General features: G+C 55.7%; 27 protein-coding genes, 5 tRNA genes and 1 other annotated feature. Of the genes, 5 read left to right on the top strand and 27 right to left on the bottom strand.

Annotated elements, in window-relative coordinates:
* Positions 1 to 5 precede the first annotated feature (5 nt).
* The 3 genes from ilvA to ilvB all read right to left on the bottom strand — a co-directional run bounded on the left by ilvA (position 6) and on the right by ilvB (position 3,520).
* On the bottom strand, positions 6 to 1,217 hold the full coding sequence (ilvA, locus tag B5F54_RS03185) for a threonine ammonia-lyase (RefSeq protein WP_087230426.1): 1,212 nt from the start codon (positions 1,215 to 1,217) through the stop codon (positions 6 to 8).
* 124 nt (positions 1,218 to 1,341) lie between these two features.
* Positions 1,342 to 1,830, bottom strand: a complete 489-nt coding sequence (gene ilvN, locus B5F54_RS03180; RefSeq protein WP_087230424.1) for an acetolactate synthase small subunit — start codon at positions 1,828 to 1,830, stop codon at positions 1,342 to 1,344.
* A gap of 16 nt (positions 1,831 to 1,846) precedes the next feature.
* Positions 1,847 to 3,520, bottom strand: coding sequence for a biosynthetic-type acetolactate synthase large subunit (gene ilvB / locus B5F54_RS03175; RefSeq protein ID WP_087230422.1), 1,674 nt, complete (start codon positions 3,518 to 3,520; stop codon positions 1,847 to 1,849).
* Between the two features lie 107 nt (positions 3,521 to 3,627).
* Positions 3,628 to 3,868, bottom strand: a binding site (T-box leader).
* Between the two features lie 217 nt (positions 3,869 to 4,085).
* Between ilvB and B5F54_RS03170 the strand changes: the two genes are divergently transcribed.
* Positions 4,086 to 4,445 (top strand): molecular chaperone Hsp90, encoded by a 360-nt coding sequence (locus B5F54_RS03170; protein ID WP_087230420.1) that lies wholly within the window; start codon positions 4,086 to 4,088, stop codon positions 4,443 to 4,445.
* A gap of 266 nt (positions 4,446 to 4,711) precedes the next feature.
* Here the strand turns inward: B5F54_RS03170 and B5F54_RS03165 are convergent, their stop codons facing one another.
* Genes B5F54_RS03165 through B5F54_RS03150 form a run of 4 tightly spaced genes read right to left on the bottom strand, consistent with a single transcriptional unit; the run spans position 4,712 to position 6,202 of the window.
* Complete coding sequence (locus B5F54_RS03165) at positions 4,712 to 4,900, bottom strand: hypothetical protein (protein WP_087230417.1); 189 nt, start codon at positions 4,898 to 4,900, stop codon at positions 4,712 to 4,714.
* On the bottom strand, positions 4,882 to 5,382 hold the full coding sequence (locus tag B5F54_RS03160; protein ID WP_087230414.1) for a GNAT family N-acetyltransferase: 501 nt from the start codon (positions 5,380 to 5,382) through the stop codon (positions 4,882 to 4,884). The genes B5F54_RS03165 and B5F54_RS03160 overlap by 19 nt, the downstream gene beginning before the upstream one ends.
* A gap of 37 nt (positions 5,383 to 5,419) precedes the next feature.
* Positions 5,420 to 5,647 carry a hypothetical protein gene (locus tag B5F54_RS03155; protein ID WP_087230411.1) on the bottom strand — a complete coding sequence of 76 codons (228 nt, stop codon included), beginning with the start codon at positions 5,645 to 5,647 and terminating at the stop codon, positions 5,420 to 5,422.
* A gap of 24 nt (positions 5,648 to 5,671) precedes the next feature.
* Entirely contained in the window at positions 5,672 to 6,202 is a 531-nt protein-coding gene (locus B5F54_RS03150; protein WP_087230409.1) for a nitroreductase family protein, read from the bottom strand.
* Between the two features lie 226 nt (positions 6,203 to 6,428).
* On the opposite strand from B5F54_RS03150, the gene B5F54_RS03145 reads away from it, so the two are divergent.
* The 4 genes from B5F54_RS03145 (at position 6,429) to B5F54_RS03130 (ending at position 10,648) form a co-directional block, all read left to right on the top strand.
* A complete protein-coding gene (locus tag B5F54_RS03145; RefSeq protein ID WP_172749529.1) occupies positions 6,429 to 7,655 on the top strand; it encodes an AI-2E family transporter in 1,227 nt (408 codons plus the stop codon).
* A 142-nt stretch (positions 7,656 to 7,797) separates the two neighbouring features.
* Positions 7,798 to 9,033, top strand: a complete 1,236-nt coding sequence (locus B5F54_RS03140) for an ROK family protein (RefSeq protein ID WP_087230403.1) — start codon at positions 7,798 to 7,800, stop codon at positions 9,031 to 9,033.
* 11 nt (positions 9,034 to 9,044) lie between these two features.
* Positions 9,045 to 10,028 carry a Gfo/Idh/MocA family protein gene (locus tag B5F54_RS03135; RefSeq protein ID WP_087230400.1) on the top strand — a complete coding sequence of 328 codons (984 nt, stop codon included), beginning with the start codon at positions 9,045 to 9,047 and terminating at the stop codon, positions 10,026 to 10,028.
* Between the two features lie 179 nt (positions 10,029 to 10,207).
* Positions 10,208 to 10,648 (top strand): PH domain-containing protein, encoded by a 441-nt coding sequence (locus B5F54_RS03130; protein ID WP_087230397.1) that lies wholly within the window; start codon positions 10,208 to 10,210, stop codon positions 10,646 to 10,648.
* A gap of 183 nt (positions 10,649 to 10,831) precedes the next feature.
* On the opposite strand, the gene B5F54_RS03125 is transcribed toward B5F54_RS03130, so the two are convergent.
* From B5F54_RS03125 to ruvC, 20 genes are all read right to left on the bottom strand, one after another.
* A tRNA-Lys gene (locus B5F54_RS03125) sits at positions 10,832 to 10,907 on the bottom strand.
* 178 nt (positions 10,908 to 11,085) lie between these two features.
* Positions 11,086 to 11,610 carry a nitroreductase family protein gene (locus B5F54_RS03120; RefSeq protein WP_087230394.1) on the bottom strand — a complete coding sequence of 175 codons (525 nt, stop codon included), beginning with the start codon at positions 11,608 to 11,610 and terminating at the stop codon, positions 11,086 to 11,088.
* A gap of 309 nt (positions 11,611 to 11,919) precedes the next feature.
* A tRNA-Gln gene (locus tag B5F54_RS03115) sits at positions 11,920 to 11,995 on the bottom strand.
* A gap of 73 nt (positions 11,996 to 12,068) precedes the next feature.
* Positions 12,069 to 12,145, bottom strand: a tRNA-His gene (locus tag B5F54_RS03110).
* Positions 12,146 to 12,151: 6 nt separating this feature from the next.
* A tRNA-Arg gene (locus B5F54_RS03105) sits at positions 12,152 to 12,228 on the bottom strand.
* Positions 12,229 to 12,235: 7 nt separating this feature from the next.
* A tRNA-Gly gene (locus B5F54_RS03100) sits at positions 12,236 to 12,309 on the bottom strand.
* A gap of 210 nt (positions 12,310 to 12,519) precedes the next feature.
* Complete coding sequence (locus B5F54_RS03095) at positions 12,520 to 14,799, bottom strand: ATP-dependent Clp protease ATP-binding subunit (protein WP_087230997.1); 2,280 nt, start codon at positions 14,797 to 14,799, stop codon at positions 12,520 to 12,522.
* A 180-nt stretch (positions 14,800 to 14,979) separates the two neighbouring features.
* Positions 14,980 to 15,600, bottom strand: coding sequence for a CDP-alcohol phosphatidyltransferase family protein (locus B5F54_RS03090; RefSeq protein ID WP_087230391.1), 621 nt, complete (start codon positions 15,598 to 15,600; stop codon positions 14,980 to 14,982).
* A gap of 80 nt (positions 15,601 to 15,680) precedes the next feature.
* Positions 15,681 to 16,229 carry a CvpA family protein gene (locus tag B5F54_RS03085; protein WP_087230388.1) on the bottom strand — a complete coding sequence of 183 codons (549 nt, stop codon included), beginning with the start codon at positions 16,227 to 16,229 and terminating at the stop codon, positions 15,681 to 15,683.
* Between the two features lie 158 nt (positions 16,230 to 16,387).
* Positions 16,388 to 17,644 carry a DUF5711 family protein gene (locus tag B5F54_RS03080; protein WP_087230385.1) on the bottom strand — a complete coding sequence of 419 codons (1,257 nt, stop codon included), beginning with the start codon at positions 17,642 to 17,644 and terminating at the stop codon, positions 16,388 to 16,390.
* Positions 17,641 to 18,393: a tRNA pseudouridine(38-40) synthase TruA gene (gene truA, locus B5F54_RS03075; protein WP_087230383.1), complete on the bottom strand. Its 753-nt coding sequence runs from the start codon at positions 18,391 to 18,393 to the stop codon at positions 17,641 to 17,643. The genes B5F54_RS03080 and truA overlap by 4 nt, the downstream gene beginning before the upstream one ends.
* A 31-nt stretch (positions 18,394 to 18,424) precedes the next feature.
* Complete coding sequence (locus tag B5F54_RS03070) at positions 18,425 to 19,240, bottom strand: energy-coupling factor transporter transmembrane component T family protein (protein WP_087230380.1); 816 nt, start codon at positions 19,238 to 19,240, stop codon at positions 18,425 to 18,427.
* Positions 19,233 to 20,099, bottom strand: coding sequence for an energy-coupling factor transporter ATPase (locus B5F54_RS03065; RefSeq protein WP_087230378.1), 867 nt, complete (start codon positions 20,097 to 20,099; stop codon positions 19,233 to 19,235). The genes B5F54_RS03070 and B5F54_RS03065 overlap by 8 nt, the downstream gene beginning before the upstream one ends.
* A gap of 76 nt (positions 20,100 to 20,175) precedes the next feature.
* Positions 20,176 to 21,042, bottom strand: a complete 867-nt coding sequence (locus B5F54_RS03060; protein ID WP_087230375.1) for an energy-coupling factor transporter ATPase — start codon at positions 21,040 to 21,042, stop codon at positions 20,176 to 20,178.
* Between the two features lie 240 nt (positions 21,043 to 21,282).
* Positions 21,283 to 22,143, bottom strand: coding sequence for a class I SAM-dependent methyltransferase (locus B5F54_RS03055; RefSeq protein ID WP_087230373.1), 861 nt, complete (start codon positions 22,141 to 22,143; stop codon positions 21,283 to 21,285).
* Positions 22,144 to 22,222: 79 nt separating this feature from the next.
* Complete coding sequence (gene glmM, locus B5F54_RS03050; protein ID WP_087230370.1) at positions 22,223 to 23,572, bottom strand: phosphoglucosamine mutase; 1,350 nt, start codon at positions 23,570 to 23,572, stop codon at positions 22,223 to 22,225.
* Between the two features lie 216 nt (positions 23,573 to 23,788).
* Positions 23,789 to 24,112: a cytochrome C biogenesis protein gene (locus B5F54_RS03045; RefSeq protein ID WP_087230367.1), complete on the bottom strand. Its 324-nt coding sequence runs from the start codon at positions 24,110 to 24,112 to the stop codon at positions 23,789 to 23,791.
* 318 nt (positions 24,113 to 24,430) lie between these two features.
* A complete protein-coding gene (gene ruvB / locus B5F54_RS03040) occupies positions 24,431 to 25,504 on the bottom strand; it encodes a Holliday junction branch migration DNA helicase RuvB (protein WP_442856103.1) in 1,074 nt (357 codons plus the stop codon).
* Between the two features lie 56 nt (positions 25,505 to 25,560).
* Positions 25,561 to 26,166 carry a Holliday junction branch migration protein RuvA gene (ruvA, locus tag B5F54_RS03035; RefSeq protein WP_087230360.1) on the bottom strand — a complete coding sequence of 202 codons (606 nt, stop codon included), beginning with the start codon at positions 26,164 to 26,166 and terminating at the stop codon, positions 25,561 to 25,563.
* Between the two features lie 17 nt (positions 26,167 to 26,183).
* Positions 26,184 to 26,690, bottom strand: a complete 507-nt coding sequence (gene ruvC, locus B5F54_RS03030) for a crossover junction endodeoxyribonuclease RuvC (RefSeq protein WP_087230357.1) — start codon at positions 26,688 to 26,690, stop codon at positions 26,184 to 26,186.
* Positions 26,691 to 26,868: the final 178 nt, after the last annotated feature.

Genomic DNA, 26,868 nt, shown 5'->3' with positions numbered 1-26,868 from the left:
TTCACTCAGCCGATGTTCTGCCGGTGGACGATGTGATAGCCCGCATCGGAGATCGCCTTTTCAATCTGCTCGACGTGCGCCCAGTTGCGCGTCTCCATAGCGATGCGCAAGTAACAGCCGTTGATGTCGGTGTCCTCCCCGCCTCGGTCATGATGTACGCTGACAACGTTCGCGCCGAGATCGGCAATCAGCGCGGAAACCTCTTTGAGCTGGCCCGGCTTGTCGATCATCTCAATAATCAGCTCGGTGGAGCGTCCTGCCTTCATCAGGCCACGGTTGATCACCTTGGAAAGGATGGTCACGTCGATATTGCCGCCGGAGAGGATACAGGCGACCTTTTTGCCCTTTACATCCACCTTGTTGAACATCGCCGCCGCGACCGCCACTGCGCCCGCACCCTCGGTAATCAGTTTTTGCTGCTCAATCAAAGCCAGAATCGCCGTCGCTGTCTCGTCGTCGCTGACGGTCACAACATCGTCGACGTATTTGCTGCACAGTTCATACGTCAGGTCGCCGGGGCATTTCACGGCGATGCCGTCCGCAAAGGTGGAAACCCCCGTCAGGGAATGCGGGCCGTTCTGTTCCAACGACGCCTTCATGCTGGCCGCGCCCGCCGCCTGAACGCCATAGACCTTGCATTTCGGGTTCAGGGATTTGATGGCGAACGCCACGCCGGAGATCAAACCGCCGCCGCCCACCGGTACAATCACGGCATCCATATCCGGCAGCTGCTTGAGCAGCTCCAATCCGATGGTCCCCTGGCCGGCAATGACATCGGGATCGTTAAAGGGATGGATGAAGGTCAGGTTGCGCTCCTTCTGAAGTTCCACCGCGCGGTTATAGGCGTCGTCATACACGCCCTTGACCAGCTCCACCTGGGCGCCGTAGCTCTTTGTTGCCTCCACCTTGGAGATCGGCGCGCCGTCCGGGATACAAATCAGGGACGGGATGCCGCTGTGCGCCGCTGCCAGCGCAACCCCCTGCGCATGGTTTCCTGCGGAACAGGCGATGACGCCATGGGCCTTTTCCTCGTCGGACAGCTGCGAAATCTTATAATAGGCGCCGCGCACCTTAAAGGAACCGGTCACCTGCAAATTTTCGGTCTTGAGATAGATCTCGCTCTCCGGGTTGATCTGCCGCGCCGGGATCAGGTCGGTTTTGCGGATCACCGGTTTGAGCACATAAGCGGCATGATAGACCTTATCCAGTGTTAACATCTTTTTACCCCCATCAGTCGTCAAAATTGCGGCCCGGTTTTGCCACCGGCCCGATCGTTGGTTGGCTTTCCGGATGCAGGCGTATGCACCCGGTGGGGGAACGCCTACAGGCGGGGTTGTTCGATCATTTTGGCATCGCCATTGCGCCAGTGCGCAAGATCTTCAGCACATGGTACGGATTGTAAAGTTCGATGAATGAATTGATCGTCGTCGCATCGCCGGTCAACTCCAAAATCATGGTGTTGGCCTCGACGCTCAGAATATTTGCATGGAACACGTTGGCCATCTCGACCAGCTTTTCGCTGTTCTGCATGGTGCGTTCCACCTTGATGAGCAAATGCTCGCGGACAACGGCGCTTTTCGGGTCGAGCACATCCACCTGCTCGATGTCCACCAGCTTGCTGACCTGCTTATCGACCTGCCGCACAATGCGGTCGTCGCCCTGCACTACGATCAAAATGCGGGAATACTCCGTATTCTCGGTCTGCGCCGCCACAATGCTCAGGATGTTATAGCAGCGGCGGCTGAACAGTCCCGAAATTCGAAGCAGAACGCCGGGATTGTTCTTCGCCAGGATGGAGATGATATATTCTTTCTCTGCTGTCGTTGTCATGGCTGCTCCCCCTCTCTCACATTTCCAGAATCGGGCTTTCCACCGACGCGCCCGCGGGCACCATCGGCAGAACGTTGACGTCCTTGTCGATCCGACAGTCGATCAAAACCGGTTCGCGCAGCGCAAGCGCCTGCTCCAACACGGGCCGGATGTCCGCCTTCGTCTGGATGACAAACGCCTTCGCGCCAAACGCCTCTGCCAACTTGACAAAGTCCGTATTTTTATCCAGATCCGTCTGCGAAAAACGGTTGTCGTAGAAAAGCTTCTGCCACTGGCGCACCATTCCCAGCACGGAGTTGTTGAATACCAACTCCATCACGGGGATGTTGTAGGCGACTGCTGTGGCAAGCTCATTGCAATTCATGTGGAAACTGCCGTCCCCGGCGATGTTGATCACGCGCGCGTCCGGGTTGGCCACCTGTGCGCCGAGCGCCGCGCCCAGGCCGAAGCCCATTGTGCCCAATCCGCCCGAACTAATGAACTGGCGCGGATGGCGGAAGCGGTAGAACTGCGCCGCCCACATCTGATGCTGGCCCACGTCTGTGCAGATGATGGCATCGTCGTTGGTCAGGTCGCTCAAGGTTTCCAAAACTTCCTGCGGCGTTACGCCGTTGGGGTCGGAAGCCGTTTGGCTGAGCGGGTAATCCGCCTTCCATGCAGCGATATTGGCCATCCAGTCCGCATGCGTGTGCTGCGGCAGGCGGCGGTTCAGCTCCTCCAAAATCTCGCGGGCGTCGCCCTTGAGTTTGAGGTCCACGTCGATGTTTTTATTAAACTCGGCGGAATCAATGTCGATCTGGATGATCGGGCAGTGCTGTGCAAACGATTTTGCGTTGCACAATACGCGGTCCGAAAAGCGCGTGCCCACTGCCACGAAGAGGTCGCAATTTTTGATAGCAAGCGCTGCGGTGTTGGTCCCGTGCATGCCCAGCATGCCCATATAGCGGCTGTCCGTCTGGTCAAAACCGCCCTGGCACATCAGCGAACAGGCGACCGGCGCATCCAACCGCTCTGCAAAGGTCTTCAACGCCTCGGATGCACCCGAGGCGATCACGCCGCCGCCCGCATAGACAAACGGCCGCTCCGCCTTTTCCAGCATTTGCAACGCCTGCTCAAAGCGCTGCTCGAACGGGAACAGGTGGTGCTTCTCCTGCTCCGGCGGCGCTGGCGGAAGGAACTCCACCTTCTGCGCGGTGAGGTCCTTCGGAATGTCCACCAGGACGGGTCCCTTCCGGCCGCTGTTGGCGATGCGGAACGCCGCCCGGATGGTATCCGCCAGCTTGCGGACGTCCTTTACCAGGAAATTGTGTTTGGTGATCGGCATCGTAATGCCGGTGATGTCGACCTCCTGGAAGCTATCCAAACCCAACAGGTCCAAATTGACGTTGCCCGTGATGGCCACCACCGGGACGGAGTCCATATATGCGGTTGCAATGCCCGTCACGAGATTCGTCGCGCCGGGGCCCGAAGTGGCAATGCAAACGCCCGTTTTGCCGCTGGAACGCGCATAGCCATCCGCGGCATGGGCCGCGCCCTGCTCATGGGCGGTGCGGATGTGGTTGATTCGGTCCCGATATTCATACAGCGCATCGTAAATATTGAGTACAGCGCCTCCCGGATACCCGAATACGGTATCCACTCCCTGCTCCAGCAGGCATTCCATAATAACCTGTGCCCCTGTCAATACCATAATCCATTCCTCCTGACAAATTTCTTCCAGTCGTTTTCAACCAGCGGATGCATAGGGAATTTCCGCTTTTCTCTGCCAACGGACAAAATAAAAAGCCTTCGTCTCTTTTTAGAGACGAAGGCTAAATCAGCTCCGCGGTACCACTCTAAGTGCTGCATCATGCAGCCGCTCATGTGTATCTAACAATACACTCTCTTCTAACGGGGAGAAACCGGACGCACCTACTTGCCCAAAAGGGGTTCAGCCGCCTGCTCCGGGGCGATGTCCTGCAAATTCCGCACCGCCTCACACCACCCGGCGGCTCTCTGTAGCGAAAGGAATGCATTCCGTCCCCATCAACGCAAAACCGTGCATTCTGCAACGGTCTTCCTATCCAGTTGTATTAGTAATACTATATCCTACAACCCGTCGATTTGTCAACCTTTTTTTGCAGCCTGCTAATTTATTTCTCTTTCGACCGGCCATTTTGCCGGCCTGTGCTTACCCCCTGCCGTCTATTGTAATCCGCAAGGAATTCTGGTAAAATATACCTAATATTTTATTCAGAAAGAAGGTCGGATGGATCATGAATCAAGAAGCTTTGCAAACCATCGTCGAAAAGACGCACGAATTGATGAACGCCCACTCCTGCTGTAAGGAGGCAAAAGCGGCAGCCCAAGCCTGGCTGGATGCAATCGGCACGGAAAATGAAGTGGCAGCAGCCAAAAGATATGTGGAGGAGCTGGAAGCGGACATCATGCCGGTCGATCAGCTGATCGCCTTTGCAAACTCCGATGCTGGCGCCCAAGTGTTTGGCGCGAACACAGCGAAGCAGATTGCAGCGCACGCCGCTGAAATCAAAGCTGCCGGAGCGAAATATTGCGATTGCCCGGCCTGCGCCGCGGCAGAAGCCATCCTGGAAAAGAAGGCACTCCTTTTAAAATAAAAAATGGATTTCCAAGGCGCCAAACGGAACGGAATGGCGCCTATAGGGACCAAGTACGGCCACCCTTTCCAACCGCCCGGGAATTGAACCTGGCATCGTGCAAGTTCGTTCGTGCCGGCCTACAGATGTTGTTACTCCCCGTCAGGGGGCGGCGATTTTGCCATGTTTCTCATGGTTATAGAAATATCATAGGATTGTCCATGCCCCGCCAGGGGACGGTCACTCCCAAGGGTATGGTTTTCTATTTAACGGATCTTTTTGACCCATCACACCCCGCCAGGGGACAAAATAAAGAGCGCATCCGCCCGCCATCGGGTGATGCGCTCTTTTTCATCGATTTTTTCAGAAAGGCCCTTCTGTTTTTCTCCCCCTTCAACCGAACAAAATAACAAAATGCGCAGCAGTCCGCCCCATTTGGGCGCCCGCCGCGCGTATCTTATTTTTTCCGCCTCCACCAGAGGGTGGGACCTTCGTGCTCCAGCACAAACCGGCAACGCCGCAGGACATTTTGTGAAGGGCGGTTCTTGCGTTCCGTTTCTGCCAAAACGCTCTCCACATCCTTTCGCTGAAGCGCCCAATCGCACAGGGCGTCCACTGCCTCCGTCATATAGCCGCGGCGCTCGTGCGCCCCGCCCAGCCCATAGCCAATCTCCACCTCGCCGCGTGCGTTGGGCGGCGCTTTAAAATCAGCTGCGCCGACCACCGTCCGGTCCGCCTTCCGCAACAGCAGCCAGAAGCTATGAAACAGATAATTCCGCTCATCCATGGAGGTGATCTTCCACTGCTGCTGGACAATCTCGCGGAATGTCCCTTCGACCGGCTCGCCTTCATAATGGCAGTCCCATTCGCGTTCCAAAGCGGGCAGGTCGGAAAGCCATAAGCGCATCTGCCGGGCGCTCAGCGGGCAAAGGAGCAAACGTTTCGTCTCTATGGTCACAATGTTCCTTTCCTTGTATCTATCGGGACCGTTCCCTCTATGGGCACCGGTCCCCAGTTACAATCTTCAAAAGTTTCCACATCAGCGGAAGATAGGTGGCAATAAATACGGCCATTGCGCCAAACGCCGCCAGCTTCTTCACGCGTTTTGCGAGCGACATTCCGATCAGGACCCCCGCTGAACACAAGCAGAGCTTGATCAGAGCAAGATCCTTCCAATCGGACTGCCGTACATATTCATTTGCATAGGATAACCATTTATGCATCGAAACGGCCTCCTTTCGGTCTTCTCAGTCCAATTCCTTTTGATAGCCGTTCAGCCACGCCCGCTCCGAAAAGGGCTTTTTGACCGCCTCTGCCATGGATTTCGCTGGAACACCCACCGGAAGATATACCGCCACTGTGTATTCCTCTGGAACGCCAAGAAGTGCCCCCATCTCTTTGGCGCGTTCCCCGCGAATCTGTCCCTCGATCCACACTGAAGCGTACCCTTTGGCCGCAATCGCCAACAACATGTTCTCCACCGCTGCGGAATAATCGTGCACATGATAGGAAACGCCGCTGGAGGACATCGTCTCCTTTGTGAGCACTAGGATGGCAGCTGGTGCGGTCGCGGCCCACTCCCTCCCATAGATTTCCGCCAGACGCTTGACCAGTACGGGATCGTCCACCCCAATCAGCTGGGTGGTCTGCAAATTGCAGCCGGACGGAGCGGCCAGCCCAGCCTCTAAAATCTCCCGAAGGTCGCTGCGGGGCACGGGCGTGTTGTAAAATTCATTCCGATAGCTTTTTCGCGCACGGATGGCTTCCATGAGTTCCATAAAACCCCTCCCTTTTAAGCAGCGGATACTTGCATATCCGGTTTCTTTCATCATATCCTTGTAACAAAAAATTTGCAAGGCTCCTCGCGCATTATAACGGAGAAAAGGATCACTCTGGTTTTCCTTCTTGGAATAACTTGACATCCATAGGGGAATACGGTAGAGTGTGTTTGAAGAAAAGCCGCGGCAGAAACGCCGCAGAATTCCATTATAGAAGGGCATGCTTATGAAATTAAAGGAATGGATCGACGACCCAAAATTTACACAAAAAGCCATCAAAGCAGCGATGCTGCTGATTACCTTTGCGGTACTCCTGATCTATGTTGTCTTCCATCTGGAACAAGCGGGTTCCATTTTAAACGCACTCTTCTCTCTGTTTAGCCCCTTTTTGATGGGCATTGCCGTCGCTTTTGTGCTCAATGTGTTGCTAAAGCTCTTCGAAGAGCGCATTTTTGGCTTTTTAAAGCGGAAAAACTCCAAAATTTGGCAGCGTTGTGGGCGCGGGGTCTGCGTCCTGCTTTCCTTTATTGTCGTATTTTTGATTGTGGGCGGGATCATTTTCTTTGTTGTCCCGGAGCTTGCCAACTCCATACAGATTTTAACCGCCGCGATACCGGGATACGTCAATAGCTTTACCAAGTGGCTAAATGGGGTCCTCACCAAATTCGACCTCACCCAGCTCAAAGAAGCCGTGATGCAGATTGATTGGTCTTCCCTGCTCACACAGGCTTCCCAGGTGACCACGGATGTGGTGGGTTCGGTTGCCAACGCCACCGTCGGCGTTGCGTCCGGCATCTTTACGTTTGTCATGAGCCTAATCTTTTCGGTGTACATGCTGTACAGCAAGGAGAAGCTCATCCGCAACTTGAAGCGCGTCCTGTATGCCTTCCTCCCTGCCAAACGTGCGCAGCAGGTGATCTCCATCGGCAGCCTTGCAAGCAATATCTTTTCCGGGTTTGTCACAGGGCAGGTGACAGAAGCGCTGATTCTCGGCTGCCTGTGCTATTTGGGCATGAGCATCATCCGCCTTCCCTATGCGTTATTAATCAGTGTGATCGTCTCCCTCACCAGCTTAATCCCCATTTTGGGTGCCTACATCGGTGGAGCGGTCGGCGCGTTTATTCTGCTGATTATCAACCCGTGGGACTGCCTGTGGTTCTTAATCTTCCTCGTCATCCTCCAACAGGTGGAAGGGAACCTGATCTATCCCCGCGTGGTGGGGACTTCCATCGGGCTTCCGGGCATCTGGGTACTGCTGGCTATTCTGGTCTGTGGCAATCTATGGGGGATTACAGGCATTTTGGTGGGCGTCCCGCTCTTCTCCGTCCTCTACACGCTTTTGCGCACAGCCACGCGTGATTTTCTCCAAAAGAAGGGGATAACGGATCATCAAGTGGAAAAAAATTGCCTATCGCCTGCTTCTGACACCTCTTCGGGGGAAATGGACGCTTAAAACCGTCTTATCTGGGCAATTTTTGCATCATTTCCTCTTTTATGAATAAATATTTTTCAACTAGAAGCATTTTGTTTTTAAAAAGTGTATAGTAGTGTATAGTAATTAAAAGATAAACTTGGGAGTATAGGAGTTCTTGGATATGAATGAAATCATTACGCATAAAAGCATCAACCAGGAAAGGAGCCAGCTCATCAACCGCGCATTGGTGGCAGACCTGTTGCGGCAAGAAGGGGTCTGTTCCCGCGCTACGTTGGCACAGTTGTCCGGCCTAAAACAGGCGACCATCACCAATATCATCGGGGAATTCATCGAGTGCGGCCTCGTTGTGGAAACCGGGTTGATGAGCGGCTGCAAGGGGCGCCGGTCGATTGGCGTGACATTGAACGACGACCTGTATAAGGTTATCGGTATCCGCATGACGCGGCGCGCCTTTTATATCAGCATTGCCGGCCTGTCGGGAAAGGTCTATGCGGTGGAGGAATATCCCATTGGACCGCGCGACGACGTGCAAAACACCATTTCCCGTATCCGGAACGCCATTCAGGACATCCGCCGGGAAAATTCCTCGACCCATATTCCCGCCGTCTGCATGGCTATGCCCGGCCCCTACCGGGAGGACCGCGACCAGTTGCTCTTTGTCACAGAGCTCTCCGGTTGGCAGAACTTCCCGATCAAAAAGGCGTTGACCGAGGGGTTTGATATCCCCATCTACATAGCCAACGACGCAAATGCCAGCGCGTTCGCACAGCTCTGGTACCGCAGCAAAGAATACGGCATCCGCAATATGATCTATGTGCTGGCGGGCCAGGGCATCGGATGCGGTATCATCACCGACGGCAAGCTGGTCCTGGGGCAGCGCGGGATCGCTGGCGAATTCGGCCACAACACCATCAATTACCGCGGGGCTCTCTGTGAATGTGGCAACCGCGGCTGCCTGGAAAAATATTGTTCGTTCCTGGTCTTTTGCGAGAATATCACCCGCCGCCTACAGGCCGGCGAGCCTTCGATTTTAAGTGAAAATAACCTGACTGCCGCGAGTATCTCCGATGCGGTGAAAACCGGGGACAAAGTGGCGCGCGAAGAATACGAAAAGGCCTGTGAATTTTTATCGATCGGAATTGTGAACCTCATCAACCAATTCAATCCGGGGATGATCGTCATCGGGGACGAGTTGGCCGAGGTCGCACCGGATCTTCTGCTGAAAATCGTATGCGACAAGGTGCATGCCTGCATCAATCCGCTGGTGTACAACGATATTACCATCGAGGTAAACCGCCTGCCGGAGAGCCCCGCCCTATTGGGCGCGGCTGCTATTGCAGCGCAAAACGTGCTTTCCGATCCGACCAAGCTGATGAAGCACGAGAAAGAAGCATAAGGAGGAGTTCGATGGATAAACTCAAAGTTTCCATTCTTGGCGCGGGAAGGATCGCTGCAACCATGGCGGAAACCCTTGCAAAAATGGATGACGTTATTTCCTACTCCGTGGCCGCGCGCGACCTGGATCGGGCACAGGCTTTTGCGGAGAAATATGGATTTGAAAAGGCGTATGGCTCCTATGAGGAGATGCTCCAGGACGACGGCACGGACCTCGTCTATATTGCTACGCCCCACTCTCACCATTATGAACACGCCCTGCTGTGCCTCAACCATGGCAGGCATGTCCTCTGTGAGAAGGCGTTTACCGTCAACCGCAAACAGGCGGAAGAGGTGCTCGCATTGGCCGAGCAAAAGGGGCTGCTGATTACAGAGGCGGTCTGGACACGCTATATGCCATTCGTCAAAACACTTCATGATCTATTGGCATCGGGAGTGATCGGCAAAGTCTGCTCTATGGAAGCCTGTTTTGGATTTGAATTGTCCTGGCACGACCGGCTGGTCAACCCGGCCCTTGCAGGCGGGGCCCTCCTCGATATGGGAATCTACCCGCTGACCCTGGCTTCCATCGCGTTTGGCGACGACATCGCCCATATCGCCTCCCGCTGCATCAAAACAGACCGCGGAGTGGATGCACAGGACAGCATCCTTTTGGAGTATACGGACGGCAAGCTTGCCACCCTCACAACTTCCATGCTCGGCAATTTGCGCAATGAAGCGGCCATCTACGGGACAAAAGGGCACCTGATCCTCCCCAGCTTCTGGCACGCAGAAGAGATCCAGCTCTTTGTCGATGGGGAAGACACGCCCCACATCTATCCGTGCCCGGTGGAGATCAGCGGCTATGAATACGAAGTGCGCTCCTGCGCGCGAGCGATTGCCGCCGGGAAAACGGAATGTACAGAAATGCCCCATTCGGAAACGCTCTATATGATGGGATTGATGGACCGCCTGCGCGAAGCATGGGATCTCCGGTATCCGATGGAAGATATCTGATCTGCGAGTAAAACGAACCATATCGGACGGACATCCCATCTATATGCATGGGTTTTTCGGAGATAGAGCGATGCCATTAACCAGTTGAAAATTCTGCCTCTTACAAAAAGCCAGCTATATGGAAAAAGCGGAAATGGGCAACACCGCGAATGCTGTTGAGATAGAAAGGAGTTATGAAAATGGGTATCATGGGAAAATTGGCTTCTGGTTTTGCGGGGAATCTCAGCGAGGTTTCTCCTGAATCCTTAATGCAGGAGTTTGGCATGTATCTGATGGACGGGGAAACCATCACCACAGGTTTTAAGCTTATCCGTGATGTTGTGATTGTTACAAATAGGCGCATTATTGACTTTGACAAACAGGGAGCGACCGGCGCCAAAATGCGGGTGGATTCCATCAACCTAAATTGTATTTTCCATGTATCTGCGGAAACGGCTGGTTTTGGCGTGGACGACAGCGAGATCAATATTTACTATATCACCTCGCCCTACTTTAAAGCCAACGGCGGTGTATCCACCGCAGAAAAGAAACTGGAATTTCCCAAAAAGTATAATATCCAGCCCCTTTATAAATATCTTCAGGAGATCGCCTATAACAACCACGAAGCTCTAAACCGCTAAACGAAAAGCCGCTTTCTCGCGTAGAAAGCGGCTTTTGAAAATGTTTATCTAACCGGTTCCAACGGATCGAATGGGCAACCTATGGAACTGGCGAAAAGGTAGTCAGAAGGTAGCCAAAACTCAATAGGATAAAAAAATAAACCGCACGGGGAAGCCAAAAATGGCCTAACCATGCGGTTTATTTGGTGAACCATCGGGGATTCGAACCCCGGACACCCTGATTAAAAGTCAGGTGCTCTGCCAGCTGAGCTAATGATTCACATGCAGCTTATTTATTATAACAGCACACCGAGCAAATGTCAACAAAAATTCTTCTTTCTATTCTACATCTGTCAAAAACATTGGCTGTGATTCTACAAAAAGAGTTCCTATTTCCACCATATAGCTCCAAGGGGCACCGTTCCCTATGCGATAGAGACTCCCTTATAGCACAGTTCTTAAAAGACCTCCCAATGAACTTGATCCACCGGCAATTCTTCGATGCGGTGTGGGGCCGGATGCGTCTCCGGCATCCCGAGCGAAAGGATTGCTTCCAAACGGTAATGGGTAGGGACATGCAACGCGCTTTGCACATATTCCTCCGTGCTTCTCCCATCGGGGGCCTCACGCAGCCTTCCCTGAATCCAGCAGCTGCCAAGCCCCAAAGCGTCCGCCATCAAATGCATATTGGCCATGGCAATCGAGCAATCCTCCACCCATACATCGGATTTCTCTGCATCGGCAAATACAACAATTGCACAATCCGCGTGTTGCAGCATCTTTGCCGACCCTATCCGGCATTCGGATAGCACTTGCAGCATTTTCCGGTCGCGGACAACCACAAATTCCCAAGGACGGATTGAGCGGCTGGAAGCCGAAAGCAATCCCGCTTGTAGCACTTTCTTGAGCGCTTCTTCCGCAATTAGCTGCCCCGTATAGGACCGCACGCTGCGGCGATGTTTCATCTGATCGAGCAAATCCATCAAAAAGCCCCTTTCCAATCAACCGTTGCTCCCCTGCTTCTTATAGAAATTGGGTGCATCCCGAAAATCCTGGCCGCATATCCTACGAAAATTTTTTGCCAATAATGGGTTTGGATATGGCCATCTTTTTCCATCTATGGCCGCGCACAACGCCATAAAACAGGCATCGAGCCCCGAACGCGGCTTGGCTTGCGCGTCGAAGCGCCCGACGGAGTTCGCGCTGCAAAACATGCCCAACATACGTGTGGGCGCAAAACAAAGCGCACCCCACCAAGTGAGGCGCGCGTCTTGGAAGCGGCAACTTACCGCTGGCTGGGCTGGCGCGATTCGAACGCGCGGAATGACGGAGTCAAAGTCCGTTGCCTTACCCCTTGGCTACAGCCCAATATATAGCAACACGGGACCGAACAACTTGTCCGTCCCGTGCTCAGCAAACACCCGTAGGCGTCTTTTTTAAGTGGGGTGGAAGATGGGACTCGAACCCACGGTCTCCAGAGCCACAATCTGGCGCTTTAACCAACTAAGCTACATCCACCATAATTGGCGCGCCAAAAGGGACTCGAACCCCTGGCCTACTGCTTAGAAGGCAGTTGCTCTATCCAGCTGAGCTATTGGCGCACGCATTTGGAGCGAGTGATGGGAATCGAACCCACACGACCAGCTTGGAAGGCTGGGGTTCTACCATTGAACTACACTCGCATTTTGCGACGAAAATAAGTATACCACAGCACAAACGGATTTGTCAAGAATTTCAAGCAATTTTGCAGGGATAAGCTTCAAGAAAATCCCATCCACCTTTTGCCCCATAGAAAACATGGGCCGCATGTGTTTTCCCCCAAGCGGCCCATCCTCTTTATTCAACTACAACAGACGCCGTTCCCTTACAGGGAAAGGGAAACCGGCCGGTCCTTATTCCAACGTCTCCATACGGAGCTGATCGTCCGCGGTCAGGGCAATCCCGGACAACGGCTGATCGAAATGATCCACTACCAGCGAGGCAATGCGGTCTTCCACCTCGCGGCGGATCAGGTTGCGCAGGTCGCGCGCGCCGCTTTTCCCGCCGATGGCATGTTCCGCCAGCCAGTGGGTGGCCTTCGTATCGTAGACAAAATGGATATGGCGTTCCTTCAGGGAACCGACATATTCGTCCAGCATCAGGGCGGCAATCTTTTCAAAGTCCTCCAGCGTAAGCTGACGGAACACGATCACCTCGTCCACGCGGCTGAGGAATTCGGGCCGCAGGAACTCAGAAAGCGCTTTCATCGCCTTTTCCTTCGTCACATCCGCATCGCTGCGCGCAAAGCCCAGCGCGCCCTCTTTTTTCTCGCTGCCCGCGTTGGAGGTCATCACAATGACCGTGTTTTCAAAATTCACCGTGCGGCCATGGGCGTCAGTGATCCGGCCCTCATCCAGGATTTGCAGCAGGATATTCATCACGTCCGGATGCGCCTTTTCGATCTCATCGAAGAGCAGCACCGAATACGGGCGGCGGCGGACCTTTTCCGTCACCTGACCCGCCTCGTCATAGCCCACATAGCCCGGCGGGGAACCGATGATACGGGACACCGAATGCTTCTCCATGAACTCCGACATGTCGAGGCGGATCAACGTCTCCGGAGTGTCAAAGAGCTCCTGCGAGAGCACCTTCACCAGCTCGGTCTTTCCCACGCCTGTCGGCCCGACAAAGATAAACGAAGCCGGCCTGCGCCGGGGGCTGATCTGCACCCGGCTGCGGCGGATCGCGGCCGAAATCGCAGAGACCGCCTCTTCCTGGCCGATGATCTTTGCATTCAGCACGCTTTCCAAATCCGAAAGCTTTTTCAGTTCGTTTTCCTGGATACGGCTGGCGGGGATTCCAGTCCAAAGCTCAATGACCTTGGCGAGGTCCGCCTCCTCTACCTCCGCGCCCAAAGCGGCAGGGGCGAGCTCCTTGACCTTTTGGTCCGTCTGCGAGATCTCATAGCGCAGTTTTGCCAGCGCTTCATAGTCGATCTCTCCCCCATCGTTCGTCATATCGTCCTCTTCCTGGTGCATCTTCTCCAAATCTGCATTTAAGCGGTCGTATTCGGCCATGGGAAGATTGCGGAGCGCTGCGCAGGCGCAGGCCTCATCCAGCAGGTCAATCGCCTTATCTGGCAGGAAGCGGTCGTTGATATAGCGTTCCGAGAGCACCACAGCGCGGCGCACCAATGCATCCGGCACGCGCACGCGGTGATACGATTCATAATACGATTTGATGCCCATCAGCACATCCACTGTCTCGTCAATGGAGGGCTCTGCGATGGTCACCGGCTGGAAGCGGCGCTCCAAGGCAGCGTCCTTTTCAATGTATTTGCGGTATTCCACAAAGGTCGTGGCGCCGATGACCTGGATTTCGCCGCGGGACAATGCAGGCTTGAGGATGTTTGCCGCATTCATGGAACCTTCGGCGTCGCCGGTCCCGACCAGGTTGTGCACCTCGTCGATGAACAGGATGATATTCCCTTCCGCCTTGACCTCATCGACCAAGCTCTTGATGCGGCTCTCAAACTGGCCGCGGAACTGGGTCCCAGCCACCAGGGCGGTGAGGTCCAACAGATGGATCTCCTTCGACTTCAAGCGGGCGGGAACGTCGCCGGCTGCAATGCGCAGCGCCAGCCCCTCCGCAACCGCGGTCTTACCGACGCCGGGCTCACCGATCAGGCAGGGGTTATTTTTGGTACGCCGGCTCAGGATCTGTACCACGCGCGAAATCTCTTTATCGCGCCCGATGATTTTATCAATTTCCCCCCGGCGCGCTTTCGCGGTCAGGTCGGTGCAGTACGTATCCAGCGCTTTGCGCTTTGTCTTGTGCTTTTCCCGCTTATCGCGTTTAGGCGCGGATGAAGGGGGCGGCGTCTCCCCGCCCTTCTGCGGGTTCGTCATATCCGAAAAAATATTCTGCAAAAATGGGAAGGTCGCTGCACCGCCGGGCGTGAATCCTTCCTCGTTGTTTTCGCCGTTGTTTTCTGGATTCATCAGGCTTCCGAACTCGGACTCCATGGCTTCCATCTGCTCTTCGGTAATGCCCATCTTTTCCATCAGATCGTTCACCGGTTTGATACCCAATTCTTTGGCGCAGACCAGGCAGAGGCCCTTTGTCTCCTGTGCGTTTACCGTTGGCGAGATAAACACGACGGCCGGGCGTTTATGGCATCTCGAACACATCATCATATTGCAATCACTTCTTTTTCTAAAAAATAGGTCTCTGAGGCATTGCTATTGCAAACGTACACGGCCGGTGTACATGGCTCTTCCCCAAGCCCTGGAGAGAACCCAGACGCGGCAACCCGCCTCATTTGTATATTCGGAAACGCCGCCCGCGGCCACCGGACGGCGTTGCTTATCGAATTATTGTTTTTTCGCAGGTTTCTTTGCACGGATATCCGCCTTCAGATCGATTTCATCCTTGGGGTCCGTGGAATGCAAGAGCTGCAAAAAAATCTTGACGTATTGAATAAAGGCATAGATCATAAATGCCGCTGTCACCGATAAAAGGGTAATGGTGACGGCAAGGTTTTCCACTTGGAAGAAACCTTTCATGGCGACAATCACAACAAATGAGAAATAGAAAAGAATGGTCGCTACCTTCCCATACCATTTGGAAGCGGTGGGCCGCTTCTTCTTTTTCAAGACCAGGAACGTCCCCGCGACCAGCATTAGAAGCTCTTTCAGGATAAAAATCGCCAAAAGTGGAATCAAAACCGGCTGTTCGATCGCCAAGCATACGGCTACGGTCCCCTGGGTCAGTTTATCGGCCACCGGGTCCAGCATTTTTCCCAATTCGGTAATCTGATTGAACTTCCGTGCGATCATGCCGTCAAACATATCGGAAAGCCCCGAAAGCACCAGGCAGATTGCCGCCGGTAAGATTTGATCGTGCAAAAAGTAATAAACAAACGGCCCGATCAGCACAATCCGAAACAGGGAAAGCGCGTTTGGTACATTGATATTCTTATTCCAGTTCTTCAATTCCTCACAAGCCTTTCCGGGCCGCCGCCGACGGATGCGGCAAAGTCCGCTGTGAAAATATGCGAGCGCTGTTCACGCGCTTAAAAGGCGCCTCCGACCCCTTCCAAAAAGTCTTCCACATGGAACAGGGAATAAACCGGATTGTGCGCAGAAATAAAACGAAAAATATAGGAAGTGGTGAAGAGCTCCTGCTCATGGAGGGGGCCGCTGTCCAATTCAAAGACCGGACCCGCCAACTGCACAAACGAGCACAAAAGCAAGACCACAACAACGCCTTTAAATGCCCCAAACAGGCAGCCCAACAGGCTGTCTGCCGTATGCAACAACGGTAGCCGGCACACGGCGCTCACCGCGGAGGCGATCATCCGCACCAGCATCTGCAACAGCACAAACACAATGGCGGTTGCAATCACCCGCAAGAAATAATATTCCGTGGGGGAAGGGGCGCGCGCCTGTAAAAACAGATCCGCCAAAACGTCTGCCACCAGGCCCGCCAACACCACTGAGGCAACTACGGCGAACAGGTAACCGACAAATTCCACCAACGTACGCATCAGCCCAGCACGATAGCCGGCGACGACGAAGCAAAGTACAATCGCCGCAAAGACGGCGTCTAAGACCAGTCCCACTCGTTTCCTCCCAAATCATCCAATTTTCCAGGAATTTCTTCCCGTCCAAAGGGAGGGCGGAAAGTACCTGATTAATATAGCACAAAAAGGCGATAAACACAAGTTTTCGTTCAAATGTTCATATTCCGTTCACTAACGGTTTGTAACGTACGCTGGCCTTAAAATGCCGCCAGTTCGACATAGCGCAACTCTGAGATTCCCAACACATACGCTTCGCTCTCGCTGGCCAAGGCCACCGCCTTGGCATCGCCTCCGGCATCCACCGTTGCAATAGGATTTCCCCCAACGGCAGAATAGGCGTAAATCGTGCCGCCGGCCAACGCTGCCACGGTGTCCCCATACAGCGAAACCGAACGGATCTCTCCGGGCACGGAAATATTGGCCAGCTCCTTTCCATCGCCGCCCAACACCACCAGGCGGCTGCTCGTGGCGCTATCAAACGCCGTCAGGCTGAGCACCGTGCGGCCGCTGTCCACAGTATATGCCGACAGCTGCATCCCTTGATAATCGTAGTTGACCTTTGTCTGCGTTGCCGTATTGATGACCGCCGTCATCTTATCCCCAATGGCAGATACCGTCCCGTCCGCACTCCAATAGGAATCAAGCATCATGTTCTCCGTATAGGCGGCAAACGGCTCGACCGCCCCTTCCGTGCTGAGATCCAACAGATACACCGCAGAGGTCAATCCCCCGTCCAGGGCGGAAATGGCCGTCACCGCGGCATGGGACCCGGAGGGGTCCAGGGCGACCGAGGTGGGGTAATAGTCCGCAAACCAATATTGAAATTTCGCCGTCCCATCTGGTTTATAGGCGGTCAGTTCCCCGCAGTACCCTTCCGCTTGGGTTGCAAAGGCATAATGCCCATCCTCCGACAGTGCCCCTGCGAAAATGTTTCCTTCCGTATTCTTTTTTTCAACAGTCTTTGTGCGGCTCTCGACCTGATAACCGGTCCCTCCCAGATTATAAATCAAGGTGCGGGAACCGTTTGTCTTCATAACAGGTTCGCTGAAGCTGTGCTGGCGGCTTGCTAGCACCTTGGCGGTGGAATTATAGATGGAGAGGTCCGTGTCGCTCACCACCACAAGCTCTTTATTGACCGAAAGGAAGTTTTTCGGCTCCACGACGGTGCCGGCGATCGGCTGCGGGAAGCCATCGCCCACGCCAATGCCAACCACACGGTCCTGCACCCACTCCATCACGCGGTCGGGGGCAAGATTCTGCCGGTTAAACCACAGCAGCATCCCCACCACGCTCAAAATCAAAATCAGGATGATCTTATAGACCCACCCTGGGATTTTATGCGTGCGCTTTTGCTTTTCCCGGCGCTTGGCGCGCCGTTTCGCAATCTGTTCCGCATGGCGGTCGTGTTTTGCCACGTCGATCTCGCCCGTGGCGAAGCGTTTTCCCTGGCTCATACCGGTCCCTCTCCATAAAACACACGGTTCAGATACAACCCGCAGGGCGGTGCGGTCGGCCCTGCGGCGGTGCGGTCGCGCGCGGCCAGAATCTCCGGAATCTGCTCCGGCTGCAGCTTCCCTTGGGCCACATACAGCAGCGTCCCGACCATGATGCGCACCATATTATAGAGGAACCCATCCGCCGCCACCGTAAAGGTGACCAAGCCGCCGTCCCTCTGTATGCCTGCACGGGTGACCGTGCGGCACATATCGCCGCGGTCCCGCGCATCCGACGTACAAAAGGACGTAAAATCGTGTTTCCCTATGTAATGCGCCGCCGCCTCGTTCATACGGGACAAATCCAAAGGATACCAATAATGAAGCGCCCGGTTCCGCAAAAAAGGATTGCGGACCGGTTCGTTCCAAATCTTATAAATATATTCCTTGCCGAGGCAGGAGTACCGCGCATGGAAGTCCATCGGGACCTCCCTACAGTCCTGCACAGCGATGTCCTCCGGCAAAAAGTGGTTCAATGCGTTGAGCAGCCGTTCGCAGGGGATGGTGTGCCCGGTTTTCAAGCTGATGCAGTATTGATTGGCATGCACCCCGGAATCCGTGCGGCTGCACCCCTTGATCTCGGGCTTCTCGGAGGTAACCTTGAAAAGCGCCTCCTGAAACACCTGCTGCACAGAGACCGCATTGTTCTGAATCTGCCAACCGTGGTACTGCGCGCCGTCGTAACAGAGCGTCAATAACAAATTGCGCATACGCTTTTCCTCCTCTCCGTCCCGGGGATTTTTATAGGATCGCCGGCATCAAAACATTCAGCACAATCACCAGCGCACAGACCGCCACGGAAATCGCGACCGCCCAGCCGTCGCGCGCAGCCATATGCAGCTGTTTCATCTTGGTGCGCCCTTCCCCTCCGTGGTAGCAGCGGCACTCCATGGCCATGGCCAGGTCGTACGCCCGGCGGAAGGACGACACAAAGAGCGGGATCAGGATCGGGATCAGCGCTTTGATCCGCTGCATCAACCCGCCGCTTTCCAGGTCTGCGCCGCGCGCCTTCTGCGCGCTCATGATCTTGTCCGTCTCTTCCAAAAGCGTGGGGACAAAGCGCAGGGCGATCGTCATCATCATGGCGATTTCATGGACCCGCACATGGAGCACTTTCAGCGGTTTCATGATGCGCTCCAGAGCGTCCGTCAATTCGGTCGGCGTGGTTGTAAAAGTCAGCACCGCGCTGAATAAAATCAGGCTCATGATGCGGATCGCGATAAAGATGGCGTTTTGGATGCCATTCCAGGTGATCTGCATAAATCCAAAGAGCGTCACCAGCGGCTCCCCTGACCCATAGAACAGGTTCAGAATGCCGGTGAAAATTACAATGAACAAAACCGCTTTCAGGCTCTTGAAATACTGTTTGACCGGCACGCCGGAGCTCGCCATTACGCACACTTCCAGCGCGATCATCAGGAGCAGCGCAGCGAAATTCTGCGCCACAAAGACAAATACAATAAATAGGAAGGTCAAAATCACCTTGACGCGCGGGTCCAGGCGATGGATCACCGATTTTGCGGGGAAATATTGCCCCAGGGTGACATCTCTAACCATGCGTACGCCCTCCTTCCTCCAGCAACGGCATCAGCTGCCGGATCGCCTGCTCCAACGTGAGGGCGGTCTCGACCGGATAGCCGTCTTTTTGCAGCATGGCGAGGATCTTGGTGATCTGCGGGACCCGCAGGCCCATCCGCTCCAATTCCTCCCCGCGTGCAAACACCTTCTTCGTCTCGTCGAACATGGCGGCCTTCCCGCCGTTCATCACCAAAATTCGATCCGCGGTGCGTGCGATGTCCTCCATGCTGTGGGAAACCAACAATATCGTATTGTGCCGTACCTCGTGGTAATTCACAATCTGCGAGAGCAGAACGTCGCGCCCGCGCGGGTCCAGGCCTGCGGTGGGTTCATCCAAAATCAGGACGTCCGGGTCCATCGCGATGACGCCCGCGATGGCGACTCGGCGCTTCTCGCCGCCGGAGAGCTCAAACGGGCTCTTTTCCAGGAGCTCTTCCCGCAGGCCGACAAATTTCGCCGCATCGCGCGCACGCTTTTCAATCTCCGCCGGTTCCAGCCCCATGTTGGAGGGACCGAAGGAGATGTCCTTGAGGACTGTCTCTTCGAAGAGCTGGTGCTCCGGGTACTGGAACACCATACCCACGCGGAAGCGTACCGCCCGGATTTTCTTTGGCTCCGCCCAGATGTCCTTCCCGTCCAGCAGCACCGTCCCGGAGGTGGGCCGCAAAAGCCCATTGAACTGCTGGATCAGCGTGGACTTGCCGGAACCGGTATGCCCGATCACGCCGATGAACTCCCCCTGCTCGATGGAGAGGTTCACATGGTCCACCGCCGTCTTCTCAAACGGCGTGCCCGTGCCATATGTGTATGTCAGGTCTTTCGTCTCAATAATCGCCATAGTGCTTTCTCCAAACCTCCGTCAGATTCCGCTGTGCGGATACCTGCGGATCTTTTATTCGTCCTTGCCGGGAGAATTATCTGCCTACCGGCGCCTTCAAAATCCGCTCCAGCGCGGCCACACAATCCTCTTCGTTCAACACGCACTCCGGCAATGGGTAGCCGCTCGCGCGCAGGCGGTAAATCAGTTCCGTGGCCTGCGGGACGTCCAGTTTGTGCTGCTTGAGCAGCTCCACATGGGAAAACACCTCTTTGGGCGTCCCCTGCAACAAGATCTGCCCGTCGTCCATCACCACCACGCGGCCCGCCTGCACCGCCTCATCCATATAGTGGGTAATCAGGACAATGGTGATCCCCTTTTCCCGATTCAGCTTGTGGATCGTCCGCAGCACCTCTTCCCTGCCGCGCGGGTCGAGCATTGCGGTCGGCTCGTCCAGCACGATGCACTCCGGCTGCATCGCAATGATCCCCGCGATGGCGATGCGCTGCTTTTGGCCGCCGGAGAGCTTGTAGGGGGCGTTTAGGCGGTAATCGTACATCTCCACCGCCTTCAGCGCGTCGTCCACCCGCCTGCGGATCTCCTCCGGCGCGATGCCGAGGTTTTCCGGGCCGAATGCCACGTCCTCTTCCACGATACTGGCCACCAGTTGGTTGTCCGGATTTTGCAGGACCAGCCCCACGCGGCGGCGAATCTCGTAGACGAGACTTTCATCGAGGGTATCCATCCCCTCCACGTAGACCTTGCCCCCAGCGGGCAACAGCATGGCGTTGAACATCTTGGCGATGGTGGATTTTCCCGACCCATTGTGGCCGAGCAGTGCGACAAACTCGCCCTTTTGAATGTCGAGGTTGACGCCCTTGAGCACCTCGTGCACCTTCCCGGCTTCGCCGTCTTCCACATCGTCATAGGTGAATTTCAAATCCTTTGTCTGTATAAAAGCCATTTGTTTTTACTCCCTGTAATTTCAGCAATGGCGCTAACCGCCGGTGGATGGTCTTCTGTTTGGGCGCAGCCCACAGCGCCGTACTTCGATCGAATCCCGCGCTAGCCGGTTGGCAATGTCCCTCGCAAAAGGTATTCGCTCGAACCTATTTCAAATCATGCGCTTTTCTCAAACATCTCAAGCACACTTTTCAAATCCAAATTGTATAAAACATATTGTAATATCCGATATGTTGTCGAATTAGGACTCCCAAATCGCGGTACTCCCGCAGGGAAGGACCAGCCCAGTTTCCGTCACCGGAAGCCCGATCTCCCCGGAGGAAACCTTCCCGCCAAAGCGCTTTTGCAGCAATACGCCCAGCAGGTATTCCATCACCGCGGGCGAAAGGCCGGTGGTGTAGGAATTCAGGATGAAGAACAGCGGGTTCTCGGACAAAATCGGCACGCACATCTCCACCAGGGAATAGAGCTGTTCCTCCAGCTTCCAGACCTCCCCGCCGGGGCCGCGCCCATAGGACGGAGGGTCCATGATGATGCCCTCATAGTGGTTCCCGCGGCGCTGCTCCCGCTGGACGAATTTCATGCAGTCGTCCACCAGCCAGCGCACCGGCCGGTCCGCCAGGCCGGAGGCCGCTGCGTTCTCCTTCGCCCAGGCGACCATCCCCTTGGAGGCATCGACATGGCAGACCTGCGCACCCGCCTTTGCACAGGCGAGCGTGGCCGCCCCGGTATAACCGAACAAGTTTAAAACCTTTACAGGGCGGCCCGCTGCGCCGATTTTCTGCATGGCAAACTCCCAGTTTACCGCCTGCTCCGGAAAGATTCCGGTATGTTTGAAGCCCATGGTCTTGAGCTGGAAGGTCAGCTCCCCATAGCGGATCTTCCACATGGAAGGCACCTTTCGATACTCCTGCCAACTCCCCCCGCCCGTATGGGAGCGCTGGTAGCGCGCATGCGCTTCACGCCAAAGGGGATTTTTGCGCGGCGTATTCCAGATGATCTGTGGGTCGGGGCGGATGAGGACGATATTCCCCCACCGCTCCAATCGTTCGCCGCCGGACGTGTCGATCAGTTCGTAATCCTTCCATGCTGCCGCTCTCAAAGCAAACCCTCTCTTATCCGTCAATTTTCAATACAAATCGTACGATTATAAATCAATTCTACAAAATGTTTACACTTTTTTACGCCAAACGCTCCCGCAGGACATCCGCCACGGAGTTCGCAAGCACATTGATATACTCCAAGTCCTCGCCCTCGATCATCACGCGCAGGAGCGGCTCTGTACCGGACGGGCGGACCACGATGCGGCCGCTGGTCCCCAGCTTCGCCTTCGCGTTTTCGATGGCCTCCTTGACCTCGCTGTCCGTGTAGAAATGTAGCTTCCCCTCCGGGCCCACCTGCACATTGACGATCACCTGCGGATAGCGGGTCATCAGGGTTGCTAGGCTGGAAAGCTTCGCCTCGCGGCGGTGGACAATGCTCAGCAGCTGTGCCGCCGTCATCTGGCCGTCGCCGGTTGTGGCAAAATCCAGGAAGATCACATGGCCGCTCTGCTCGCCGCCAAAATTATAGCCTTCCAGCTGCATCTCCTCCAGCACATAGCGGTCGCCGACCTTGGTCGCCTCGAAGTGCAGGCCGTTTTCGCTGCAAAAACGGGTGAAGCCCATGTTGGTCATGATGGTACCCACCACAGTGTTCTTCGCCAGCTTGCCGCGCGATTTCATATCCGCGGCGCAGATGGCCATCACAAAGTCGCCGTCCACCAGCTGGCCCTTGTCGTCCACAGCGAGGCAGCGGTCCGCATCGCCGTCAAACGCGATGCCCGCGTCCAGGTGGTTCTCCTTGACAAAGCTCATCAGGTTTTCCATATGGGTGGACCCGCAGTTGTCGTTGACGTTCACCCCGTTGGGCTTGTCGGCCAGCATATGGCACTCCGCGCCCAATTCCGTGAACAGCAGCTCCGCCGTGCGGGAGGCCGCGCCGTTTGCACAGTCGATGCCAATCCGCATCCCGGTCAGAGCAAACGGGACCGTGCTCTTGATGTGGTCCACATAATCGCGCACCACGTTCGGCGCAGTGGTTACGCTGCCGATGTCGCCCCCTGTGGGGACCGGCGGAACGTCGGCGTGGTCGAGGACGATGGCCTCGATCTGCTCTTCGAGCGCGTCTGGCAGCTTATAGCCGTCGCCGCTGAAAATTTTGATCCCATTGAACTCGCAGGGGTTGTGCGACGCTGTGAGCATCACGCCCGCGTCCGCTTTGTATTTGCCGACCAAGAACGCCACCGCCGGGGTCGGCACAACACCGAGCTGCACAACATTAGCCCCCACGCTGCACAGGCCAGCTGTAATTGCACTCTCCAACATATCGGAAGAAATGCGCGTGTCTTTTCCGATCAAAATTTTAGGATGGCGGTGGTTGTTGTCCGTCAACACCATCGCCGCCGCCCGGCCGATGTTCATGGCCATCTCACAGGTAAGCTCCGAATTTGCGACGCCTCTGACGCCGTCCGTTCCAAAAAGTCTGCCCATAGCTTAACACACTCCTTAAAATCGTTCCCCTTTTTCCGGGGGTAGTTTTCTTGCCAAAACGCTCCGAAACCAATCTTTTTTCCTATTGTAACGGCTTTTTCCTGAAAACCGCGTCGCAATCTCATACGACCGGCCAGAAACCAGTGATTTGCAAGACCGCCGGACACTTTTCCAAACCGGCGAGATCCTTCGCCCGCTTGGAAAACCGCCCTGCGGCTAGAGGTCTAAAAGCGGCAGCACATGGATCACCGGCTCCTCATAGGGATGCAACTTCCGGACCGCTTCCACCGCCTGCGCTGCCAGCTCCCGCGGGCAGACCGCTTCCATTTTGCACTCCGCGCCCTGGCAAAGCTCCCCCACCGTCCCGCCGTACGGCTCCGCGCCGGGAAGCGGCCGCCAAGTGCCCGTGACGGCGGCCACGGAGGAACAGCAGTCATACTTCCCGATGTGGCAGGCGCCCAACTCGTTCAACGCTTCCCGGAGGCAGCCAAGGTATGCTTCCGGCACATAAATTTCCAGTTTGACACGTGAAAATTCCAAATGCAAATTCCTTTCTAACCGTTTCTCCCTCTCCGAGACGGCAAGGGAGAATATCTTGGAAAACACGGACTTTGTCTAAATGCTGTTTCAACCCTCGTCTCCCGGGGAGACGGCAACTTTTATTGGTACGCTACATCCGAACACCCTTGCCGCTTTTTCCTCCGAGCAAAGCGCGGTATGGCGGACGAAGCCGGACAGAACAAGTGATTTCTACCCGCACCGCCCTTCGGCGGCGATCAAGAAGCCGGGAGGATCGGTCTTCCCGCAATCGTTTTTTCAACCCACGGCCCTCAAAGGGCCGGCAACGCAAAAAGGGATTTATTTCCCGTCCAGTGAATCTTTTGAGGCGCTGTCCTTCGGTTCCTGCGCCCTGGCCAAATCGAAGAAGCTCTGCTGCGGGGTCTGCTCCCCCGGCGGCGTCAGCCCCAGGTGCAGGTACGCCGCGCGCGTGACGCAGCGTCCGCGGGGCGTGCGGTTCAAAAAGCCGATCTGCATCAGATACGGTTCATAGACGTCCTCGATGGTGACCGCTTCTTCCCCGATGGCCGCCGCAAGCGTCTCCAATCCCACCGGGCCGCCGTTATAATAGCGGATCATGGCGCTGAGCATCCGCCGGTCGTTGGCGTCCAGCCCGATCTCGTCCACTTCGAGGCGGTCCAGGCCGATCTTAGCGGATTGGTACGTAATCACCCCGTCCGTCATCACCTGCGCAAAATCCCGCACGCGCCGGAGCATCCGGTTCGCAATACGCGGCGTCCCCCGCGAGCGCGAGGCGATTTCCAGCGCGCCGTCCGCCTCAATGGGGATGCCCAGGATGCGCGCGCTCCGGGTGACAATCTTGGCCAGCTCCTCCGGGGAATACATTTCCAGCCGCAGCACCACGCCAAAACGGTCGCGCAGCGGCGCGGAAAGCTGGCCCGCGCGCGTTGTGGCCCCCACCAGCGTAAACTTGGGCAGCGGCAAATGGTAGGAAGCCGCCATCTGCCCCTTGCCGGTGATGATGTCCAGCGCATAGTCCTCCATCGCCGGATAGAGGATCTCCTCCACGCTGCGCGACAGGCGGTGCACTTCGTCGATGAAGAGCACGTCGCCGGGGTTCAGGTTGGTCAGCAACGCAGCGAGATCCCCCGGCTTTTCAATCGCCGGGCCGGAGGTGATGCGCAAATTGACGTTCAATTCGTTGGCGATGATCCCCGCCAGCGTCGTCTTGCCGAGTCCCGGCGGGCCGTACAGCAGCACATGGTCCAGCGATTCCTTGCGCTGCTTGGCCGCCTCGATAAAGACCGCCAGGTTCTCCTTTACCTTTTCCTGCCCGATGTATTCCTCCAAGGTCCGGGGGCGCAGAGGGTTTTCCACCTCCGCATCCTCGGGGGCGTACTCCGGCGCAACCATCCGGTTTTCAAAGTCCATCTCATTCTCGTAATCCATCGGCACGCCTCACCACCCTTTCACCGGTTTTTCCCGAATTCCTTCAGCGCCAAGCGGATGAGCTCTTCCGTTGGCAAGCTGCTGTCAAATTTCGCTACCACAGAGGCCGCGTCCGTCGGCGTATAGCCCAACACGGACAGCGCACTGACGGCGTTGGCAGCGTTCCCCGCTGCCGACGGCACCCCGCCCGCGGGCGCAAAGCCCTCCAGGACTCCGCCGCCCATCTTTTTCACCTTGTCTTTCAATTCCAACACGATGCGCTGCGCCAGCTTTGCGCCCACGCCGCTGGCGCGGGTCAGCGATTTGCTGTCCCCCGATGCCGCGGCCATGGCCACCTGCTCCGGCGAAAGCTCGCTCAAAATGGCAAGCCCCACCTTCGGCCCCACGCCGGAAACCGCCGTCAGCATTTTAAAGCAGTTTAGCTCCATCATCGTGGCAAAGCCGAACAGATCCATTGCATCCTCCCGGACATTCAAATGGGTAAACAGCTTGACCTGTTCGCCGATCTGCGGCATGGTGCGCTGGGTGCTCAGCGTGGTGAGGCACTTAAAGCCCACCCCTGCGCACTCCACCACAACAAACCCGGGCTCCATATGCGTCAATGTTCCCTTGATACTATAAAACATACGCCACTCCGTCTATCTCATGATCTGCGCCCCAGCAGCGCCTGCCGCAGGGACGACCCCGCTGCCTGCCCGTGGCAGATGGCCATAGCCAAGGCGTCCGCCACATCGTCCGGCTTGGGGATTTGTTGCAGGCACAGAAGCCGCCGGGTCATCTCCATCACCTGGGGTTTGAGCGCCTGCCCGTAACCCGTCACTGCCTGTTTCACTTGCAGCGGCGTGTACTCATAGACCGGCACGCCGGCCTTTTGGGTCGCCAGCAAAATCACGCCGCGCGCCTCGGCCACGCCGATCGCCGTTGTTTTGTTGTTTTTAAAATAAAGCTTTTCGATGCTGACCGCGTCCGGCTTCCACTTTTGCAGCACTTCCGTCATCGCATCATATATGATTTCCAACCGGCGGTTGAAATTCTCCCCCGCCTTGGTGACGATCGCCCCATGTTCCAAAGGGACAAACCGACCATTTTGTGCGCGAATGACCCCGTAGCCAACAATGGCATAGCCCGGGTCAATTCCAAGAATGACCATTTCCTGTCTCCATTTGCCAAACGAGTTTCCATAATATTCGCTTTATTATAGCACATCCGTTCCAATTAGAAAAGGGGAAAAGCGTGCGGCAAAGCCGCATGTGTAGAGCTACAATACATGTTGGACAGAAGAGCAAGTAAAAGCAAATAAAAAAGTAGAAGGACAGAGCCTTCATAGG

It is taken from the genome of Anaeromassilibacillus sp. An250 (assembly GCF_002159845.1).
GTDB lineage: Bacteria > Bacillota > Clostridia > Oscillospirales > Acutalibacteraceae > Anaeromassilibacillus > Anaeromassilibacillus stercoravium.
This window is presented reverse-complemented; position numbering and strand designations above follow the sequence as displayed.

Bases quoted from the DNA above. Each gene is read 5' to 3' on its own strand.
- truA (WP_087230383.1), bottom strand. From the start codon at position 18,393: ATGCGCAATTTGTTATTGACGCTCTGTTACGACGGCGCGCAGTACCAC.
- B5F54_RS03095 (WP_087230997.1), bottom strand. From the start codon at position 14,799: ATGATGTGTTCGAGATGCCATAAACGCCCGGCCGTCGTGTTTATCTCG.
- B5F54_RS03120 (WP_087230394.1), bottom strand. From the start codon at position 11,610: ATGGATTTGCTCGATCAGATGAAACATCGCCGCAGCGTGCGGTCCTAT.
- B5F54_RS03150 (WP_087230409.1), bottom strand. From the start codon at position 6,202: ATGGAACTCATGGAAGCCATCCGTGCGCGAAAAAGCTATCGGAATGAA.
- ruvA (WP_087230360.1), bottom strand. From the start codon at position 26,166: ATGTTTTATAGTATCAAGGGAACATTGACGCATATGGAGCCCGGGTTT.
- B5F54_RS03135 (WP_087230400.1), top strand. From the start codon at position 9,045: ATGGATAAACTCAAAGTTTCCATTCTTGGCGCGGGAAGGATCGCTGCA.
- B5F54_RS03155 (WP_087230411.1), bottom strand. From the start codon at position 5,647: ATGCATAAATGGTTATCCTATGCAAATGAATATGTACGGCAGTCCGAT.
- B5F54_RS03145 (WP_172749529.1), top strand. From the start codon at position 6,429: ATGAAATTAAAGGAATGGATCGACGACCCAAAATTTACACAAAAAGCC.
- B5F54_RS03070 (WP_087230380.1), bottom strand. From the start codon at position 19,240: ATGGTTAGAGATGTCACCCTGGGGCAATATTTCCCCGCAAAATCGGTG.
- B5F54_RS03170 (WP_087230420.1), top strand. From the start codon at position 4,086: ATGAATCAAGAAGCTTTGCAAACCATCGTCGAAAAGACGCACGAATTG.
- ilvN (WP_087230424.1), bottom strand. From the start codon at position 1,830: ATGACAACGACAGCAGAGAAAGAATATATCATCTCCATCCTGGCGAAG.
- B5F54_RS03065 (WP_087230378.1), bottom strand. From the start codon at position 20,099: ATGGCGATTATTGAGACGAAAGACCTGACATACACATATGGCACGGGC.
- ilvA (WP_087230426.1), bottom strand. From the start codon at position 1,217: ATGTTAACACTGGATAAGGTCTATCATGCCGCTTATGTGCTCAAACCG.
- ilvB (WP_087230422.1), bottom strand. From the start codon at position 3,520: ATGGTATTGACAGGGGCACAGGTTATTATGGAATGCCTGCTGGAGCAG.
- ruvC (WP_087230357.1), bottom strand. From the start codon at position 26,690: ATGGTCATTCTTGGAATTGACCCGGGCTATGCCATTGTTGGCTACGGG.
- B5F54_RS03140 (WP_087230403.1), top strand. From the start codon at position 7,798: ATGAATGAAATCATTACGCATAAAAGCATCAACCAGGAAAGGAGCCAG.
- B5F54_RS03130 (WP_087230397.1), top strand. From the start codon at position 10,208: ATGGGTATCATGGGAAAATTGGCTTCTGGTTTTGCGGGGAATCTCAGC.
- B5F54_RS03060 (WP_087230375.1), bottom strand. From the start codon at position 21,042: ATGGCTTTTATACAGACAAAGGATTTGAAATTCACCTATGACGATGTG.
- B5F54_RS03080 (WP_087230385.1), bottom strand. From the start codon at position 17,644: ATGAGCCAGGGAAAACGCTTCGCCACGGGCGAGATCGACGTGGCAAAA.
- glmM (WP_087230370.1), bottom strand. From the start codon at position 23,572: ATGGGCAGACTTTTTGGAACGGACGGCGTCAGAGGCGTCGCAAATTCG.
- ruvB (WP_442856103.1), bottom strand. From the start codon at position 25,504: ATGGTTGCGCCGGAGTACGCCCCCGAGGATGCGGAGGTGGAAAACCCT.